General features: G+C 71.0%; 10 protein-coding genes, 1 tRNA gene and 1 pseudogene. 9 read left to right on the forward strand and 3 right to left on the reverse strand.

Going from position 1 to position 18396, the window contains the following annotated elements; translation table 11 throughout:
- The first annotated feature begins 209 nt into the window (after positions 1-209).
- The 9 genes and pseudogenes from OG700_RS04810 (at position 210) to OG700_RS04850 (ending at position 17141) form a co-directional block, all read left to right on the forward strand.
- Positions 210-437: a type A2 lantipeptide gene (locus tag OG700_RS04810; RefSeq protein ID WP_405609345.1), complete on the forward strand. Its 228-nt coding sequence runs from the start codon at positions 210-212 to the stop codon at positions 435-437.
- A gap of 110 nt (positions 438-547) precedes the next feature.
- Positions 548-1354 carry a hypothetical protein gene (locus OG700_RS04815; protein ID WP_405609348.1) on the forward strand — a complete coding sequence of 269 codons (807 nt, stop codon included), beginning with the start codon at positions 548-550 and terminating at the stop codon, positions 1352-1354.
- Entirely contained in the window at positions 1351-3636 is a 2286-nt protein-coding gene (locus tag OG700_RS04820; RefSeq protein WP_405609351.1) for an NHLP family bacteriocin export ABC transporter peptidase/permease/ATPase subunit, read from the forward strand. The genes OG700_RS04815 and OG700_RS04820 overlap by 4 nt, the downstream gene beginning before the upstream one ends.
- A gap of 7 nt (positions 3637-3643) precedes the next feature.
- The gene (locus tag OG700_RS04825) at positions 3644-6559 is read left to right on the forward strand and encodes an NHLP bacteriocin export ABC transporter permease/ATPase subunit (protein WP_405621449.1); all 2916 of its coding nucleotides are present in this window, start codon (positions 3644-3646) and stop codon (positions 6557-6559) included.
- A 433-nt stretch (positions 6560-6992) separates the two neighbouring features.
- Positions 6993-8294 carry a D-arabinono-1,4-lactone oxidase gene (locus tag OG700_RS04830; protein WP_405609354.1) on the forward strand — a complete coding sequence of 434 codons (1302 nt, stop codon included), beginning with the start codon at positions 6993-6995 and terminating at the stop codon, positions 8292-8294.
- A 259-nt stretch (positions 8295-8553) separates the two neighbouring features.
- Positions 8554-9654: a ricin-type beta-trefoil lectin domain protein gene (locus OG700_RS04835; protein ID WP_405609357.1), complete on the forward strand. Its 1101-nt coding sequence runs from the start codon at positions 8554-8556 to the stop codon at positions 9652-9654.
- 121 nt (positions 9655-9775) lie between these two features.
- Positions 9776-12088, forward strand: a complete 2313-nt coding sequence (locus OG700_RS04840) for a DEAD/DEAH box helicase (RefSeq protein WP_405609360.1) — start codon at positions 9776-9778, stop codon at positions 12086-12088.
- Between the two features lie 276 nt (positions 12089-12364).
- Positions 12365-15745: pseudogene (locus tag OG700_RS04845) on the forward strand (CARDB domain-containing protein).
- A gap of 274 nt (positions 15746-16019) precedes the next feature.
- Positions 16020-17141, forward strand: a complete 1122-nt coding sequence (locus OG700_RS04850; RefSeq protein WP_405609363.1) for a PP2C family protein-serine/threonine phosphatase — start codon at positions 16020-16022, stop codon at positions 17139-17141.
- Between the two features lie 97 nt (positions 17142-17238).
- Here OG700_RS04850 and OG700_RS04855 read toward each other — a convergent pair.
- The 3 genes from OG700_RS04855 to OG700_RS04865 all read right to left on the reverse strand — a co-directional run bounded on the left by OG700_RS04855 (position 17239) and on the right by OG700_RS04865 (position 18328).
- Positions 17239-17326: transfer RNA gene (locus OG700_RS04855), tRNA-Leu, on the reverse strand.
- Between the two features lie 140 nt (positions 17327-17466).
- The gene (locus OG700_RS04860; RefSeq protein ID WP_405609366.1) at positions 17467-17877 is read right to left on the reverse strand and encodes a VOC family protein; all 411 of its coding nucleotides are present in this window, start codon (positions 17875-17877) and stop codon (positions 17467-17469) included.
- 10 nt (positions 17878-17887) lie between these two features.
- Positions 17888-18328: a helix-turn-helix transcriptional regulator gene (locus OG700_RS04865; RefSeq protein ID WP_405609369.1), complete on the reverse strand. Its 441-nt coding sequence runs from the start codon at positions 18326-18328 to the stop codon at positions 17888-17890.
- Between the last annotated feature and the right edge of the window lie 68 nt (positions 18329-18396).

Consider the following 18396-nt stretch of genomic DNA (forward strand, 5'->3'; position numbering starts at 1 on the left):
GGGCGTTCGGTTGGCCACTCGACATGCCCGCGTGCTTTGATCCGTCGCACTGCGGGAGTCACCCCGGCGCCATTCGGCGGATTTCCGAATCCTGATACCCGGATATCCGTGGGAGCGCCCCCGACAACCGCTGCGACGGCCGGTTCGCCCGTACTGGTGAGGCCGGTCGTGGCCATTGTGAAATAGCCATGCGAAGGGAATCTCACATCATGAACCGCTCTCCCCAGGTTGAGACCCAGGAAATCTCCGACAGCGACCTCGACAACGTGTCGGGTGGTCTCGTCGGCGGCCTCGTCGGCACCGTCACGGGCACTGTTGACTCCGTCGTCCCCGTCTCCGGGACGGTCGGCGGTGTCGTCGGCACCGTCGAGGGTGCCACCGGCGTCAACACGTCGGGCGTGACCGGTCTCGCCACGGGCCTGGTCTCCAGCCTCTGAGTTGAGACTCCAGCTCTGCCGCGTCGGCGGTCGTGGGAGACGGCTGTGCGTCTGTCGGCGGTGAGCGCGCCGGAATCACCGAGCTACGAGGGATACGAGGGAAGAGCGTCGTGCAGTTCCGTCAACAGGCCCTTTCCAAGCTCCAGTCGCCCGAGGAGATCGATCTGCCGGTGCGCTTCGCCCGGCCCCGGGGACGGCTCGTCCTGGCCGTCACGGTCCTCGCGATGATCGGCGCGGCCTGCTGGGCGGTGACGGGCACCGTCTCGTCCACCCTCGGCGCGCCGGGCATCCTCACCCACGCGCAGGGCAGTTACGTCCTCCAGAGCCCCGTCGCCGGACAGATCACGGACGTACTCGCCGAGGAGGGCGAGCGGGTGCCCGCCGACTCCCCGCTCGTCAAGGTCCGTACCGCCGAGGGCGACAGCGTCGTCCGCACCCTCGCGGCCGGCCGGCTGACGACCCTGGTGGCCGCCGTCGGCTCCGTGATCACCACCGGGGCCGATGTCGCGGCGGTCGAACGGGTCGAGAAGGCCGGCGATCCGCTGAGCGTGATGCTGTACGCCCCCGCCGAGAGCGGAGCGACCGTACCCGTCGGCACCTCCGTGGACGTCACCGTCCAGTCGGTGCCGAAGCAGCGGTACGGCGTGCTGCGCGGCCGGGTCGAGGCCGTAGGCCGCGTCGCCGAGACCAGCCGGCGCATCACCGGGTTCCTCGGCAGCACCCAGTTGGGCGAGCAGTTCTCACGCGAGGGGCCACCCGTCGCCGTACTGGTGCGACTTGACGAGTCGTCAGCCACTGAGTCCGGTTACGTCTGGTCGTCGCCGGACGGTCCGCCGTACGCCGTGGAGTCCATGACCCTGGCCACCGGTTCCGTCCGGCTGGCCGAACAGCACCCGATCGATTGGCTGCTCCCGTGAGCGCGCGCCCGAGTCCCCCTCGGCACCAGCTACCGCCGGCCGCCGGGCGCGGCAGGCACCGGCCCGACGAGCGGGAGACAGGGACAACCGGCGGGCGGCGGCGGGCCGCCAAGCGCGGGCGACCGGCCCCCAAGGCCGTCCGCACCCCCACCGTCCTCCAGATGGAGGCCCTGGAGTGCGGCGCGGCCTCCCTCGCCATGGTGCTCGCCCACCACGGCCGCCACGTCCCCCTGGAGGAGCTGCGTATCGCGTGCGGTGTGTCGCGCGACGGCTCGCGCGCCTCCAACCTCCTCAAAGCGGCGCGTGGTTACGGCCTCCAGGCCAAAGGCATGCAGATGGAGACGGAGGCCCTCGCCGAGGTGCGGGCGCCCGCGATCCTGTTCTGGGAGTTCAACCACTACGTCGTGTACGACGGCATGGGCCGCCGGCCCGGCGGCCGGGGCGCGCACATCAACGACCCCGACAAGGGACGCCGGTTCGTCCCGATCGAGGACTTCGACACCAGCTTCACGGGCGTCGTCCTCGTCTTCGAGCCGGCCGCCGCCTTCCGCCGGGGCGGCCGTAGGCCCGGAGTCCTCAGCGCCATGCCCGCGCGGATGCGCGGAACGGCCGCCACCCTGCTGGCCGCGCTGCTCGCCAGCCTGCTGCTGGTGGCGGTGGGCGCCGCGGTGCCCGCGCTGAGCCGTACGTACATCGACATGTTTCTGATCGGTGGTCAGACATCGTTGCTGGGTCCGCTGTTCGCGTCGATGGCCACCATGGTGGTGCTCACCGCCGTACTGACCGGGCTCCAGCAGGCGAACCTGTTGCGCGGGCGCATCATCTCGTCCACGCTCAGCGGCGCCCGGTTCCTGCGGCATCTGCTGCGGCTGCCGGTCACGTTCTTCGCCCAGCGCAGCCCGGCCGATCTCGTCCAGCGGCTCCAGACCAACGACGCCGTGGCCGAGACACTGGCGCGGGACCTGGCGGCGGCCGGTGTGGACGGGGTGGTGGTGATCCTGTACGCCGCGCTCCTGTGGTCCTACGACCCCCAACTGACGCTAGTCGGGGTGCTGATGGCGCTGCTGAACGTGGTCGCGATGCGGATCGTGATCCAACTGCGGTCCACCGGTACCCGCAAGCTGCGGGCGGACAGCGCGCGGCTGACCAACACCTCGTACACCGGCCTTCAGTTGATCGAGACGATGAAGGCGACCGGCGGCGAGAGCGGCTACTTCCGCCGGTGGGCCGGGCAGCACGCGACGACGCTGGAGGAGCAGCAGAGGCTCGGCGTGCCCAGCGCCGCACTGGCCGTGGTCGCACCCACGCTCGCCACGCTCAACAGCGCGCTGATCCTTCTGATCGGCGGGCTGCGGGCGGTGGACGGGGCCATCTCGATCGGTCTGCTCGTCGCGTTCCAGGCGCTGGTGGTGCGGTTCACCGCGCCGATCACCCGGCTGAACGGGGTGGCGGGCCGGATCCAGGACTTCGCCGCCGATGTGGCCCGGCTGAAGGACGTCGAGAGTTTCCCCGTCGACCCGCTCTACTCACGGCAGCGGCCGGACGCGAGTACCCGCAGGCTGACGGGCCATGTGGAGCTGGAGAGCGTCGTGTTCGGCTACAGCCCGCTGGACGCGCCGCTGCTCGACGGCTTCTCGCTGACGGTGGGGCCGGGGCAGCAGGTCGCGCTGGTCGGCGGTTCCGGGAGCGGCAAGTCCACGGTTTCCAGGCTCATTTCGGGTCTCTACGGTCCGTGGGAGGGGACGATCCGCATCGACGGGCAGCGCCTGGAGGACATCTCCCGCGGCGCGCTGGCCGCCTCGGTGTCCTTCGTGGACCAGGACGTCTTCCTCTTCGAGGGCACCGTCCGCGACAACGTCGCGCTGTGGGACCCGTCGATACCGGACGACGCCGTGGTCACCGCCCTCAAGGACGCCGCGCTGTACGACGACGTGATCGCGCGCCGCCCCGAGGGCGTCCACGGCAGGGTCGAGCAGGACGGCCGGAACTTCTCGGGCGGTCAGCGCCAACGGCTGGAGATCGCGCGGGCGTTGGTCAGGAGGCCGAGCATCCTGGTACTGGACGAGGTGACGAGCGCGCTGGACGCGGAGACGGAGCGCCTGATCATCGACAACCTGCGGCGGCGCGGCTGCGCGTGCGTGGTGATCGCCCACCGGCTGAGCACGGTGCGCGACAGCGACGAGATCGTGGTGCTCGACCACGGCGCGGTCGTGGAGCGCGGCAGGCACGAGGAACTGGTCGCCGCCGGGGGTCCGTACGCGCAACTGGTCAAGGAGTACTGACGTGGACGTGGACTCCACAACGGCGGGAGCGGGAGCGGCGGACGGCACGACAGGCGTCGACCCGGTGGTCCACGCCCTCGGCGCACTGGGCTCACCGGTCGACTGCGCCGGTCCGCGCAACGTGCCTCTCGAAGGCCCGCAGGTGCTGTGGCTCGTCGTCGGGGGCACGCTCGACCTGTTCGCCGTCGACACGGCGCAGCGCGGGCAGTGGCATTTCCTCGGCCGCCTCGAAGCGGGAACGCTGCTCCTGGGGCCGGTCGACGGACCCCGGCACACGTTGCTGAGCAGGCCGTCGCAGGACTGCGCGCTGCGGCGGATCGCGTTGCGGGAGCTGTACGTGCCGCCGCCGTGCGACGTGTACGTGGATCCCTGCGCCGATCCGTACGCGGCCCCCGTCCCCACCCCCCTGGAGCACGCCTTCGCTCTCGGCGCCGCCCGTGGCCTCGGCGCGCTCTTCCAGACCCCGCTCGACACCCGCCCGTCCACCGACGGCGCCGTGTCCGACGACGACGTGCTGTGGATGCCGGTCTCCCCCGGCAGCGTGCGGTACGGCGCCTCGTACGGCACGGACGCGGCGGGCGATCTGCTGGTCGACGGCGCGATGTGGCAGCGGATGGTCAACCAGCAGCACCGGCTGCTGTCGGCCGTCGACCACTGGATCGAGCGGCAGGAGCGCGCGCACGAGGACCGAACGGCCGCCGGGATCCAGGCCGGTGAGGCGGTACGGGCGCAGGCGGACGAGGCGCTGGTGGCATCCATCGGCCGCCCCGGAACCGGAATCCGAACCGGCACCGGCACCGGCACCGGCACCGGCACCGATAGCGCGGCCGACGGCGGAACGGAGGGCGGCGACGCCGCCCGCGACGCGACGTTCGCGGTCTGCCGGCTGGTCGCGGCGGCCTCGGCCATCACCCTCACCGATCACCCCCGCGGCCCGGGCAGCCCGCTCGACGACCGTGTCGACCCGGTCGAACGGATCGCGGTCGCCTCCCGGGTCCGTACCCGCGCCGTCCGGCTCGACGGCCGGTGGTGGCGGACCGACTCCGGGCCGCTGGTGGGTCATCGGGCCAAGTCCGGCGCCCCGGTGGCGCTGCTGTGGCGGCGCGGCCGTTACGAGGCGGTCAACCCGGCCACCGAGGCGCGGCTGCGCGTCGGCGAGCACAACGCCGGCGACTTCGAGCCGCGCGCCGTGATGTTCTACCGCCCACTGCCCGAAGAGCCCCTGGCCCCTTGGGGGTTGCTGCGCTTCGGCCTGCGCGGCAACGGCGTGGATCTGCGCAATCTGACGCTGACCACCCTCGTCACCGTGGGGCTCGGAGCGCTGGTGCCGATCGCGACCGGGCGGGTGCTCGGCGACTACGTACCGAGCGCCCGGACCGATCTCATCACGCAGGTCGCGCTCGCTGTCATGATCAGCGGCATCGTCTCGGCCTCCTTCATGCTGATGCAGAGCCTCACCATCCTGCGGATGGAGGGCCGTATCGAGAGCACGCTCCAACCCGCCGTGTGGGACCGGCTGTTGAGGCTGCCGACGGCGTTCTTCGCCGAGCGCTCCACCGGCGAACTGGCGAGCGCGGCGATGGGCGTCAGCGCCATCCGCCGGGTGCTGTCGGGCATCGGGCCGGTGCTCACCCAGTCGGCCGCGGTCGGCGCCATGAGCCTCGTACTGCTCCTCGTCCACAGCGTCCCGCTCGCACTGGCGGCGATCGGGATGCTGGCCGTCATCGCCGCCGTGTTCCTCGGGATGGGGCTGTGGCAGCTGCGCTGGCAGCGGCAGTTGGTCGTCCTCGGCAACAAGCTCAACAACCAGGCGTTCCAGACCCTGCGCGGGCTGCCGAAGCTGCGGGTCGCCGCAGCCGAGGGCTTCGCGTACGCGGCGTGGGCGCGTGGCTTCGCGCGCTCGCGCGAACTCCAGCAGCGGGCGGGCCGGATCAGGAATCTGACGACGGTGCTGGACGCGGTGTACCTGCCGTTCTGCTCCCTCGTGATGTTCATGCTGCTGGCCGGCCCGGCGCGCGGCACGATGTCGGCCGGCGAGTTCCTGACCTTCAACACGGCCGTGACCATGCTGCTGACCTCCGTCACCCAACTGACCGGCGCGCTCGTGTCGGTCGCCGCCGCGCTGCCCATGTTCGAGCAGATCAAGCCGGTCCTGGACGCGGCGCCCGAGGTCGGCGGCACGGGCGCCCAACCCGGGGTGCTGACCGGCGGGATCGAGGCCCGGCGACTGTCCTTCCGCTACACCGACGACGGCCCGCTGGTGCTCGACGACGTGTCGCTTCGGATGGAGCCGGGCGAGTTCGTGGCGGTCGTCGGCCCCAGCGGCTGCGGCAAGTCGACGCTGCTGCGGCTGCTGATCGGCTTCGACCGGCCGGTCGCCGGAAGCGTGCTGTACGACGGCCAGGATCTGGCCGCTCTCGACCGCGCGGCCGTACGGCGTCAGTGCGGTGTCGTCCTGCAGAACGCGCAGCCGCTCACCGGCTCCATCTGGGACTGCGTCTGCGGCGCCGAGACGTTCTCGCAGGAGGAGGTGTGGGCGGCCGTCGAGATGGCCGGGCTCGCCGAGGACATCAAGCGGATGCCGATGGGCCTGCACACCATGATCGCCGGAGGCGGCGCCGTCTCCGGCGGCCAGCGTCAGCGGCTGATGATCGCTCAGGCGCTGGTCCGCCGCCCGCGCCTGCTCTTCCTGGACGAGGCGACCAGCGCGCTGGACAACGCGACCCAGCGCATCGTGATCGAGAGCACCCGCAAGCTGAACGCGGGCCGGCTGGTGATCGCCCACCGGCTGTCCACGGTGCTCGACGCGGACCGCGTGCTGGTGATGGACGCGGGCCGGATCGTCGAACAGGGTCCGCCCGCCACCCTGTTGGCGAGGGGTGACGGCAGGCTGCGTGACCTGGTACAGCGTCAGCTGACTTGATGTGCGGGCCTGTTGCCGCATACGGAGCACCAAGTGGAAGTCCCGGCAGTGAAGATCAGCACGCTGACGGCGGCCGAACGACGGGGGTGGCACGGCTTCCCCGTGGGCGAGGTCGTGGACTTCCGCACGGCCGACGACGCGGCGACCCCGCGCCGTGCGGCTGGCGAAGCAGCGCCGGCAGCGCCGGGGGCCGGCCTGGTACGCGCGGCTGTGGGGGCGTGTCCAGGACATCACCGACGATCATCGCCGGTGTGACGCGTGCGGGTGGGCCGGCAGTGGTCGGACAGTGAGCGGCGACGGCGGGCGGCACGGCGGGTCGCGGCACGGCACGGCGCGGCGGGCCGGGAACTGTTGAGGATCATCACACCGTCGGCGCATACTCCAAGCTCGGAGCGGGCGCGCGGATCGAATGCGATGAGAAGAGGGCGGACAGTTGACGGAGGCAGTGGCCGACGGGACAGTGACGGACGGCGCGGGGTCCAACTGGGCCGGGAACATCGTCTTCTCGGCCGACCGGGTGCACCGGCCGGCCACGCTCGACGCGCTGCGCGCGATCGTCGCGGGCGGCTCCCGCGTACGGGCGCTGGGCAGCGGGCACTCGTTCAACCGCATCGCCGACACCGACGGCACCCTGATCTCGCTCGCCGAACTGCCCCGGACGGTCGACATCGACACGGCGGCCCGTACGGTCCGCGTCGCCGGCGGCGTACGGTACGCGGAACTCGCCCGGAAGGTGCACGCCCAGGGGCTCGCCCTGCACAACATGGCCTCCCTGCCGCACATTTCGGTGGCCGGGTCGATCGCCACCGGCACGCACGGGTCCGGGGACGCCGCCGGATCGCTCGCGACCGCCGTACGCACGGTGGAACTCCTCACCGCGGACGGCGACTCGCTGACCCTGGACCGGGAGAAGGACGGCGAGCACTTCGCCGGTTCCGTCGTGGCGCTCGGCGCCCTCGGTGTGGTCACGTCGCTCACCCTGGACCTGGTCCCGGCCTTCGAGATGCGGCAGTCCGTCCGCACCGGGCTGCCGCTGGCCGTGCTGGAGGAGCACTTCGACGCGATCACCTCGGCGGCGTACAGCGTGAGCATGTTCACCGACTGGCGCGCCCCGCGCCCGCGCTTCGGTCAGGTCTGGCTGAAGCGGCTCGACGGCCCCGCGTCGGACTCCCCCGAACCGGACTTCCCCTGGGCCGGCCCCGCGACTGAAGCCATGCACCCCGTGCCCGGCATGCCCGCGACGCACTGCACCGAGCAGCACGGGGTGCCGGGGCCGTGGCACGCCCGACTGCCGCACTTCCGGGCCGAGTTCACCCCCAGCAACGGTGCGGAACTCCAGTCCGAGTATCTGGTCCCGCGCCACCACGCCGTCAAGGCGCTGCGGGCGGTGGCGGCGCTGGGGACGGTGATGGCGCCCGTACTCCAGGTCTGCGAGGTGCGCACCGTTGCCGCCGACGGACTGTGGCTGAGCCCGGCGGAGGGGCGGGACACGGTCGCGCTGCACTTCACCTGGGTCAGGGACATGGCATCGGTGGTGCCGGTGATCAGGCGGCTTGAGGCGGCGCTGGAGGGTCTCGACGCACGGCCGCACTGGGGCAAGGTATTCACGACGGCGCCGGCGGAGCTGCGTGGCCGCTACTCGCGTATGGCGGACTTCCTGGCGCTGCGCGGCTCGCTGGACCCGGCGGGCAAGTTCATGAACAACTTCCTGCGCCGGCTGCTGTTCGAGGACTGATCACGGGGTCCGTGTCCGTCCCCTGGCCGGAAGGCCGTCGGACGGTGGCCGGAACAGCGTCACTTCGCCGCCACCGCTGCGCGGTCCCTCGCCGGGGGGATCGACCGGTGGTATCTACAACATGGCCGCCACGCTCCCCCTCCATGCACGGACGCACCACGCGCACCCCCCATTCAACGGCGGCCCGCAGGAAGGACCCGCCTTGCGAAGAATCGCCTCACGCCGTGCGCACGTTCTCCTCAGTCTCCTGGTGTTCGCCATGACGGCGGCCCTCATGACGCTCACCCAGACGGCCGCGACCGCCGCTCCCGCGATGCCTGCGGCGCCCGCCGCTCCCGCCGCTCCCGCCGAGTCCAACGGCGGAGTCCGGATCATGCCTCTCGGCGACTCGATCACCCACGGGTACAACGTCCCCGGCGGCTACCGCGTCAACCTCTGGCAGCACCTCGCCACCGGCGGCTACACCGTCGACTTCGTCGGCTCGCAGTTCAACGGCCCGCCGGAACTGGGCGATCACGACCACCAGGGCCACTCGGGATGGCGTATCGACCAGCTCCGCTCGAACATCGACGGCTGGCTGGCCACCAGTGACCCCCGCACGGTCATGCTCCAGATCGGCACGAACGACGTGAACCAGAACTACGACGTGGCGAACGCCCCGGCCCGGCTCTCCGACCTCATCGACCGGATCCTCCAACAGAAGCCGCGGATCGAGCTGTTCGTCGCGACGATCACACCGGAGTCGAACCCCGACCTGGAAGCCCGGGTCAAGACGTTCAACGCGGCGCTGCCCGGCATCGTCGACGGCAAGGGCCCACAGGTGCATCTGGTTGACATGCACAAGGCATTGACGGTGGCCGACCTCGCGGACGGCGTCCACCCCAACGCCGGGGGCTACGCCAAGATGGCGACCGTCTGGTACGACGCGCTGCGCTCGGTGCCCGGCAGCCTCGTGCCGCTGGACGCGGCGGGTCAGGGCGCACTCGTCAACGTACGGTCGGGCCGCTGCCTCGATGTCGACGGCGCCGCGACAACCGCGGGCGCGCGGACGATCGTCTACGACTGCCACCGCAAGGCGAACCAGCAGTGGACCCGTACGGCCTCCGACGAGCTGCGCGTGTACGGCGACCGCTGCCTGGACGCGAGGGGCGCCGCAACCGCCGACGGCACGCCCGTCATCATCTGGGACTGCCGCGGCACGGCCCACCAGCAGTGGCGCGAAAACGCGGACGGCACCGTCGTCGGCGTCGCCTCCGGCAAGTGCCTGACGCCGGCGGCCGACGGAACGGCGAACGGTACGCGGCTGCAACTGCGCACCTGCGACGGCGGTCCCGGCCAGCGCTGGACCATGGCCGCGTAGACCACGGCGGTGCGCAACCACCCGCGACATCGCCGGGCGCGCCGACAGCGGCCGTCCGGCGTTGTCGTACCCCCGTGGAATCATGTCGCTCGACCGGATGTGGTGAACCGCGAGGGGTGTCATGCGCGACGGAGCGGGGCGGCCCGAGCGAAAGCCGGGGTCGGTGCCGGTGCCGGTGCCGGTGTCAGGATCTGTGCCGGTGCCGGTGTCGGTGGGCCGCGGCGCACGCGCCGTACTCGACCGCGCCGGACGTCTCCTCGCCGCCGCGCGCCAAGTGGCGGCCGACCACGCCGAGATGCGGGGCGGTGCCCTCAAGGCCATCACGCCGCTGCGTGACGCCCTGGTCCGCCGTGAGCTGGAGGGCATCCCCGTCTCGCGGCTCGCCGACGTCACCGAGGGCCGGCTCCGCCTCGGCGCGCTCGAACAGGCCGGGTACACCAACGTCGGGAAGGTGCTGGACGCGACGGCGTACGAACTCCGCCACATCCCCGGCATCGGCACGCAGAGCGCCGGGCACGCCATCGCCGCCGCGCGAGGGCTGGCGGAGGCGATGGCGGAGCACGTCGCCGTCCGGGTGGACGCCGACGACGCCGACGATCCCCGTGCCACGGCGCTGGTCGCCGCGTTGAACCGGATGGTCAACGCCGGTCCCGACATCCCCCGGGCCCTGGCGGCGGCGGCCCGGATCGACGCCGAACTCGCCCCGCTGCTGCCGGTGGCGCACCCGGCCGGCGACCGGCTGCGCATGCTGCTCACCGGAAAGCGGCGCCGCCAACAGGCCCTGCGGGCCGTCCGGTCGGTCGACGCGTTCCTCACCGACGCCGCCGATCGCGAGGTCCCGCTCCTCCTGACGCAGGCGGCCACGGACCTGCTGCGGCCCGGCTCCGCGACGGACGAGGCGTGGCTCGACTTCCAGGTCCGCCCAGCCGACTATCTGGTCCTGCTCGCCGAACTCTCCGAACTCTCCCCGGACGTCGACGCGGCCGAGGGCTTCCTGCCCGGCGACATCTCCGAACGCGTCCGCGCGCAACGGCTGGACGACACGCACCGGCGGGTGTCGCTGCGCGGCTATCAGGCGTTCGGCGCCCGGTTCGCGCTGGCCCAGCGCCGGGTGATCCTGGGCGACGAGATGGGCCTGGGCAAGACCATCCAGGCCATCGCCGCCCTCGCGCACCTCAAGGCCGAGGGCCGTACGCACTTCCTGGTGGTGTGCCCGGCCAGCGTCGTCATCAACTGGATCCGCGAGATCGAGTCCCGCAGCACGCTGCGCGCGTACCGGGTGCACGGCCAGGACCGGACGGTGGCTCTGGGGCAGTGGACGCGGCACGGGGACGTCGCGGTCACCACGTACGACGTCCTCGGTTCCCTCGCCGTGCCCGACGACGTCACGGTCGGCATGCTCGTCGTGGACGAGGCGCACTACGTCAAGAATCCCGAGACCCGGCGCTCCCGGACGGTCCGGAGCTGGGCGGCTCGCACGGACCATGTGCTGTTCATGACCGGCACGCCCATGGAGAACCGGGTCGAGGAGTTCCGCAGCCTGGTGGGCCATCTCCAGCCCGCGCTCCTGCCCGGTATCCGCCAGGGCGACGCGGCCATCGGCTCCGAGATCTTCCGCAAGGCCGTCGCGCCCGCGTATCTGCGCCGTAACCAGCAGGACGTCCTCACCGAGCTGCCGGAGCTGCAACAGGTGGACGAGTGGGAGGAGTTCAGCCCCGCCGCGCGTGCCGCCTACCGACAGGCCGTGGCGGCCGGGAACTTCATGGCGATGCGCCGTGCCGCGTACGCCGACCCCGCCACGTCCGCCAAGCTGCGACGGCTGCGCGAACTCGTCGCCGAGGCCGCGTCGAACGGTCTGAAGGTCGTCGTCTTCTCCTTCTTCCGCGACGTGCTGACGGCCGCGGAGGAGACGCTCGCCCCGCACGCCGGCCCGCACGCCGCCTCGGATTCCGGCCCGTCCACCGCCCTCGGCACGTCCACCGTCTTCGGTCCGCTCACCGGCCGGCTGCCGGCCGCCCGGCGGCAGGAGTTGGTGGACGGCTTCGCCGAAGCGTCCGGGCACGCGGTGCTGCTCAGCCAGATCCAGTCGGGCGGCACCGGCCTCAACTTGCAGGCCGCATCCGTGGTCATCCTGTGCGAGCCGCAGGTCAAGCCGGCGCTGGAGACCCAGGCCGTCGCCCGCGCCCACCGCATGGGACAGATACGCCCTGTCCAGGTCCACCGGCTGCTGACCGCCGACAGCGTCGACCAGCGCATGCTGCACCTGCTCGACACGAAGAAGCGCCTCTTCGACGCGTACGCCCGCCACAGCGACGTCGCCCGGTCCACGCCCGACGCGGTCGACATCTCGGAGCAGTCGCTGGCCCGGCAGATCGTCGCGGAGGAGCAGGAGCGCATGGCGCTCACTCCGGGTCCCGTGACCCCCGCCGTCTGACGCACCGTCACCTTCCGCGCACCCGCTTGTTTCCTGTGCGAGATCCGCCGACAGGCATTGACAAGCCGTTGACATGATTGCACCCTGTGAATCGCAAAAAAGTAAGCAAGTGACTCAAATCCTTGAGGCTTGGCTCGCAACTTCATCGCACCGCCTCCCCCGCACCCTCGTTCCAACCGGACAGAGGACCAAATGAGACGGAAGCAGCTCAGACCCGCACAGCCCGTGGGGGTCGGACCCACGCGGCTCGCCCGGCGGCTGATCACCGGCATCGTCATGGCCGGTCTGATCGCCGTCGGACTCAACCCCCTCTCGGCCTCGGCGGCCGAGCGCCCCAACCAGTCGACCGGCAAGAGCGTGTCGGCGAGCGGGTCGGAGGAGAACCATCCCGCCTCCAACGTCGTCGACGGCGATCAGGCGTCGTACTGGGAGGGACCGAACAACGCGTTCCCGCAGACGCTCCGGATCGACCTCGGCGAGAGCGTCGCCGTCGACCAGGTGGTGCTCAAGCTCCCCACCACCTGGGAGGCCCGCACCCAGGCCCTCAGCGTCCAGGGCAGCACCGACGGGAACAGCTACAGCACCCTCTCCGCCTCGCAGGGGCGGCTGTTCACCCCCGCGTCGGCCAACACCGTCACCATCGACTTCCCCTCCACCGGCGTCCGTTACGTACGGCTGAACATCACCGGCAACACGGGATGGCCGGCGGCCCAGATCTCCGAGTTCGGGATCTACGGCCCGGCGGCCGGGGGTCCTGGCGACCCCGACCCGGGTGACGACGGCACCGATCTGGCGCGCGGCAAGGCGATCGAGGCGTCGTCGACGATCCACTCGTTCGTCGCCGCCAACGCCAACGACGACCGGCTCAACACGTACTGGGAGTCCGCCGGGCACCCGTCGAACCTGACGGTCAAGCTCGGGGCCGAGGCCGACATCACCTCCGTCGTGGTCAAGCTCAACCCCGACGCGGCGTGGGGCACCCGGACCCAGAACATCCAGGTGCTCGGCCGCGCCCAGGGCGCCACCGGCTTCACCTCGCTCAAGGCACGTGCGGACTACAGCTTCAATCCGGCGACGAACCAGAACTCGGTACGGATACCGGTCACCGGCCGTGTCGCCGACGTACAGCTCCAGATCTTCTCCAACACCGGTGCGCAGGGCGGCCAGGTCGCCGAGCTCCAGGTCATCGGGGTGCCCGCGCCCAACCCTGACCTCACCGTCACCGCGCTCTCGTAGTCCCCCACCGCCCCGGTGGAGACCGACGCGACCACCGTGAGCGCGACGGTGCGCAACGTGGGCACGGCCGCGTCCGGCCCGACGACCGTCAACGTCAGCATCGGCGCAACGGTCGCGGGCAGCGCGGCAGTCGGCGCCCTCGCCGCGGGTGCGTCCGCGATCGTGCAGGTCGCCGCGGGCAAGCGCGCGGAGGGCAGTTACAAGGTCACGGCGGTGGTGGACCCGACCGACACGATCGTCGAGCAGGACAACGACAACAACAGCTTCACCGCGGCCGGATCGCTGGTCGTGGGACAGGCGCCAGGCCCCGATCTCCAGGTGCTGAGCATCAGTTCGACGCCCCAGAACCCCGCAGTCGGGGCGTCGGTCCAGTTCACCGTGGAGGTGCGCAACCGCGGCACCGCCGCGACCGGCGCCACCACGGTCACCCGGGTGGCGGTGGGCGGCACGACACTGAACACCAACACCCCGTCGATCGCGGCCGGAGCGACAACGAATGTGAATGTCAACGGCAGTTGGACCGCCACCAGCGGCGGCGCCAACATCGTGGCCACGGCCGACGCGACGAACGTCGTGACGGAGACGAACGAGACCAACAACGCGTTCTCCCGCTCGATCGTCGTCGGGCGCGGCGCTGCGGTCCCGTACGTCGAGTACGAGGCCGAGGCCGGCCGCTACCAGGGCACCCTGGTAGCGGCCGACGCCGTACGCACCTTCGGGCACACCAACTTCGGCTCCGAGTCCTCGGGCCGTAGGTCGGTACGGCTCAACAGCACGGGCCAGTTCGTGGAGTTCACCTCCACCAATCCCGCGAACTCGATCGTCGTACGCAACTCGATCCCGGACGCCCCCAACGGCGGCGGCACCGAAGCCACGATCAGCCTGTACGCCAACGACACCTTCGTGAAGAAGCTGAACCTCTCCTCGAAGCACAGCTGGCTGTACGGCAACACGGACGGCCCCGAGGCCCTGACGAACACGCCCCAGGCGGACGCCCGCAGGCTCTTCGACGAGGCCAACTCCCTTCTGTCCACGACCTATCCGGCGGGCACGAAGTTCAAGCTCCAGCGCGACGCCGGTGACAGCGCGTCCTTCTACTACATCGACCTGATCGACCTGGAGCAGGTGGCGCCCCCGGCGGCCAAACCCGCCGAGTGCACCTCGATCACGGCGTACGGCGCGGTGCCGGACGACGGGATCGACGACACGACCGCGATCCAGGCGGCGGTCACCGCCGACCAGAACGGCGACATCGCGTGCGTCTGGATCCCGCCGGGCCAGTGGCGCCAGGAGAAGAAGATCCTGACCGACGACCCGCAGAACCAGGGTCAGTACAACCAGATCGGGATCAAGAACGTCACCATCCGCGGCGCGGGCATGTGGCACTCGCAGCTCCACACCCTGACCGAGCCGCAGAACGCGGGCGGTATCAACCACCCGCACGAGGGCAACTTCGGCTTCGACATCGACGACAACACCAAGATCTCCGACATCGCGATCTTCGGCTCCGGCCGGATCCGCGGCGGCGACGGCAACGCCGAGGGCGGAGTCGGCCTCAACGGCCGCTTCGGCAAGAACACCAAAATCTCCAACGTGTGGATCGAGCACGCCAACGTCGGCGTCTGGGTCGGCCGCGACTACGACAACATCCCCGCGCTCTGGGGTCCCGCCGACGGCCTTGAGTTCACCGGCATGCGTATCCGCAACACATACGCCGACGGCATCAACTTCACCAACGGCACCCGCAATTCAAAGGTGTTCAACTCCTCGTTCCGCACGACCGGCGACGACTCCCTGGCGGTCTGGGCCAACCGGTACGTCAAGGACACCTCGGTCGACATCGCACACGACAATTCCTTCACCAACAACACCATCCAGCTCCCCTGGCGCGCGACCGGCATCGCGGTCTACGGCGGCTACGGCAACAAGATCGAGAACAACATCGTCTCCGACACCGCCAACTACCCCGGCATCATGCTGGCGACCGACCACGACCCCCTCCCCTTCTCGGGCCAGACCCTGATCGCCAACAACGCCCTCCACCGCACCGGCGGAGCCTTCTGGAACGAGGACCAGGAGTTCGGCGCCATCACCCTGTTCGCGGCCGGCCGGGACATCCCCGGCGTCACGATCAGGGACACCGACATCTACGACTCGACGTACGACGGCATCCAGTTCAAGACGGGCGGCGGCACGATGCCGGGCGTCGTCATCAACAACGTCAAGATCGACAAATCCAACAACGGCGCCGGCATCCTGGCCATGAGCGGCGCCCGCGGCAACGCGACGCTGACGAATGTGACCATCACGGACTCGGCGGACGGCGACATCGTCACCCAGCCGGGTTCCGGCTTCGTGATCACGGGCGGCCCGGCGCCCGCCCTCGCCCCGGGCAAACTGACGGGCGGCGGCCGACGGTAGCCGTGCCGCAGAACCGCGCACGCGACAGGCGCGGACCGGGAATCACCCCGGTCCGCACCTGTTCACGTGCGGTCGTACGGCCCCGGTCCCGAGGCCACCGGTGGTGGCGTCGCACCCGGCCACGTCGGCCGACGCGTATTTCCGGGGCGCGCGGCGCCCGGCGCGCTGACGGAGTGCGGGAGTGGCCTCCCCAGGAATGTCCGGGGATATCGTGCCTGCGGTGCGCCTGCCCGGCGTACGAAGAGTCCACCGTCCGACCACCTACGGAGATCCCATGGCCCGTGCCGGGCGGAAGAGACCCGCTCACCCGTTGGAGTCCATCGAGCCTCCCGGCAACATCGAGATGGTCGCGGGCGTGGCGGCGGTGACACTCCTGGTCGTGGCCCTCGGGATCCTGTCCGATTCCGCGGTGTGGCTCCTCGGTCTCCTGGTGTTCCTGCCGGGTACGGCCTCGGCCCTGTGCACCGTCCGCCAGACGGCAGCGGTCGCCGTGTGGACCACGCTCGTCGTGACGGGCACCGTGCTGTCGTGGAACGGCGCCGCTGACGCGCGGTGGCTCGACCGCCTCCTGCTGGTGCTGTTCACCCTCGCCCTGGGCGCCACCGCCGTCTACGCCTGCCACCGGCGCATCGCACGGGAGCACGAGATGCTGCGCCTGCGCTCCACCGCGGTCGCCATGCAACGGCACATCCTGCATCCGCTCCCCCTGGTCACCGACGACGTCATGGTCAACGGCCTGTACGAGCCGCTCCAGGAGGAGAGGCTCATCGGCGGCGACATCTACGACGTCGTGGCGTCGCCCTGGGGCACGCGGGTGCTGATCGGAGACGTACAGGGCAAGGGACTGGCCGCCGTCGGCGCCGCGTTCGCCGTCATCGGCGCCTTCCGGGAGGCGGCCCACCGGGAGCCCACCCTCACCGCTCTCGTCGACGCCCTGGACACGGCCGTCGTACGGCACAACTCCTACGCCGAACAGACCGGCGAAGACGAGCGTTTCGTCACCGCCCTCGTCATCGGCATCGACGCCCACACCGAGGTGCAGGCCGTCAACTGTGGCCACATTCCGCCACAGTTGACGCATCATGGTGAGGTCTTCACGCCCTCGCTGGTGGCCGGCGTCCCGCTCGGGCTCGCCGAGCTGGCCGCCGAACCGGCGACCGTGGGCTGGTTCGCGTTCCCCGCCGGTTCGACACTGCTGCTGACCACCGACGGCCTTACCGAGGTCCGCGCCCAGGACGGCTCGTTCTACCCCCTCGACGAGCGGCTGAAGGCCCACCTCGGCCTCTCCACCACCGACCTGCCGCAGGCCCTGTACGAGGACGCCCGCGCGTTCGCCGGGGACGGCGGTCTGCACGACGACGTCGCACTCCTGACCGTCCGCCGGTCACCGCGCTGAGCACACCCCGCGCGACGGCAGGGGCAACGACAGAGCCGGTCGGAGCGACATCATGTCGCCGACCGGCTCCGGATGGGGCGATCACCCCTGGTTGGGTTGGTGTCCGAGGGGGGACTTGAACCCCCACGCCCGATAAAGGGCACTAGCACCTCAAGCTAGCGCGTCTGCCATTCCGCCACCCGGACGAGTGGTCGATCCCCGGCGTTCCCGCCGGGGTGACGTAGTGAACGATACCAGGGCCCGGGAGTGCTCTTCACCCGCATAAACCGTGGTCCGGGGCGCACGGGCGTGGTTCCGCGGTGCCGTGCGCCCGGGGGTGGCGTGGCTACTCCTTCGGCTCCTGGGAGATGCGGACCATGTTGCCCGAGGGGTCGCGGAACGCGCAGTCGCGGGGGCCCCAGGGCTGGTCGATGGGCTCCTGGAGCACCTCGGCGCCGGAGGCGCGGATTCGCTCGAAGGTGGCGTCGAGATCGTCCGTGCGGAAGACGGCCATCGTCAGGACGCCCTTGGTGAGCAGTTCCTGGAGGGCGTCGCCGTCGGCCTGGGAACGGCCGGCGTGCGGTTCCGAGAGGACGATCTCCAGGCCCGGCTGGTCCGGGCTGCCGAGGGTGACCCAGCGGAAGCCGCCCGAGGCGACGTCGTTGCGGACCTCAAGGCCGAGTGCGTCGCGGTAGAAGCCGAGTGCCTCGTCCGGGTCGTTGACGGTGATGTGGCTGTACTGGAGTGCGATGGTCATGGGACCAACGCTAGGCGGCCGCCTCGCGGCCCGCTTCTCGGATCCTGCTCGGTGCGCCTCTGGTCGGCCGGGTGTGCGCCTTCGCCACGCACGGCGGCATCGCCGCGACGGCGCCGTGCTCGCGGGAGGCGTACGCGCTCGGCGTCTCCCCCAGGATTTCGGTGAAGCGGGAGCTGAACGAGCCGAGGGACGTACAGCCGACCGCCATGCACGCGTCGGTCACGCTCGTGCCCCCGCGCAGCAGTGCCATGGCCCGCTCGATACGGCGGGTCATGAGGTAGCTGTACGGCGTCTCGCCGTACGCCGCGCGGAACTGCCGTGAGAAGTGGGCCGGCGACATGAGGGCGTGGCGGGCCATCGTCGGCACGTCGAGGGGGCGGGCGTACTCCCGGTCGATCAGATCCCGTGCCCGTCGCAGATGCGCGAGGTTGGCGAGATCGTTCGAGTTCATGGGTACGACGCTACACCGGCTCACTGACAACCCCGCTGACCTGGGGAATCGGCTGAGGAGGGGTCCGG

Source organism: Streptomyces sp. NBC_01508 (assembly GCF_045040315.1).
Taxonomy (GTDB): Bacteria; Actinomycetota; Actinomycetes; order Streptomycetales; family Streptomycetaceae; genus Streptomyces.

Excerpts from the sequence above, each read along its gene's own strand:
- OG700_RS04810 (WP_405609345.1), top strand. The coding sequence starts at position 210 with ATGAACCGCTCTCCCCAGGTTGAGACCCAGGAAATCTCCGACAGCGAC.
- OG700_RS04835 (WP_405609357.1), top strand. The coding sequence starts at position 8,554 with ATGACGGCGGCCCTCATGACGCTCACCCAGACGGCCGCGACCGCCGCT.
- OG700_RS04840 (WP_405609360.1), top strand. The coding sequence starts at position 9,776 with ATGCGCGACGGAGCGGGGCGGCCCGAGCGAAAGCCGGGGTCGGTGCCG.
- OG700_RS04850 (WP_405609363.1), top strand. The coding sequence starts at position 16,020 with ATGGCCCGTGCCGGGCGGAAGAGACCCGCTCACCCGTTGGAGTCCATC.
- OG700_RS04860 (WP_405609366.1), bottom strand. The coding sequence starts at position 17,877 with ATGACCATCGCACTCCAGTACAGCCACATCACCGTCAACGACCCGGAC.
- OG700_RS04865 (WP_405609369.1), bottom strand. The coding sequence starts at position 18,328 with ATGAACTCGAACGATCTCGCCAACCTCGCGCATCTGCGACGGGCACGG.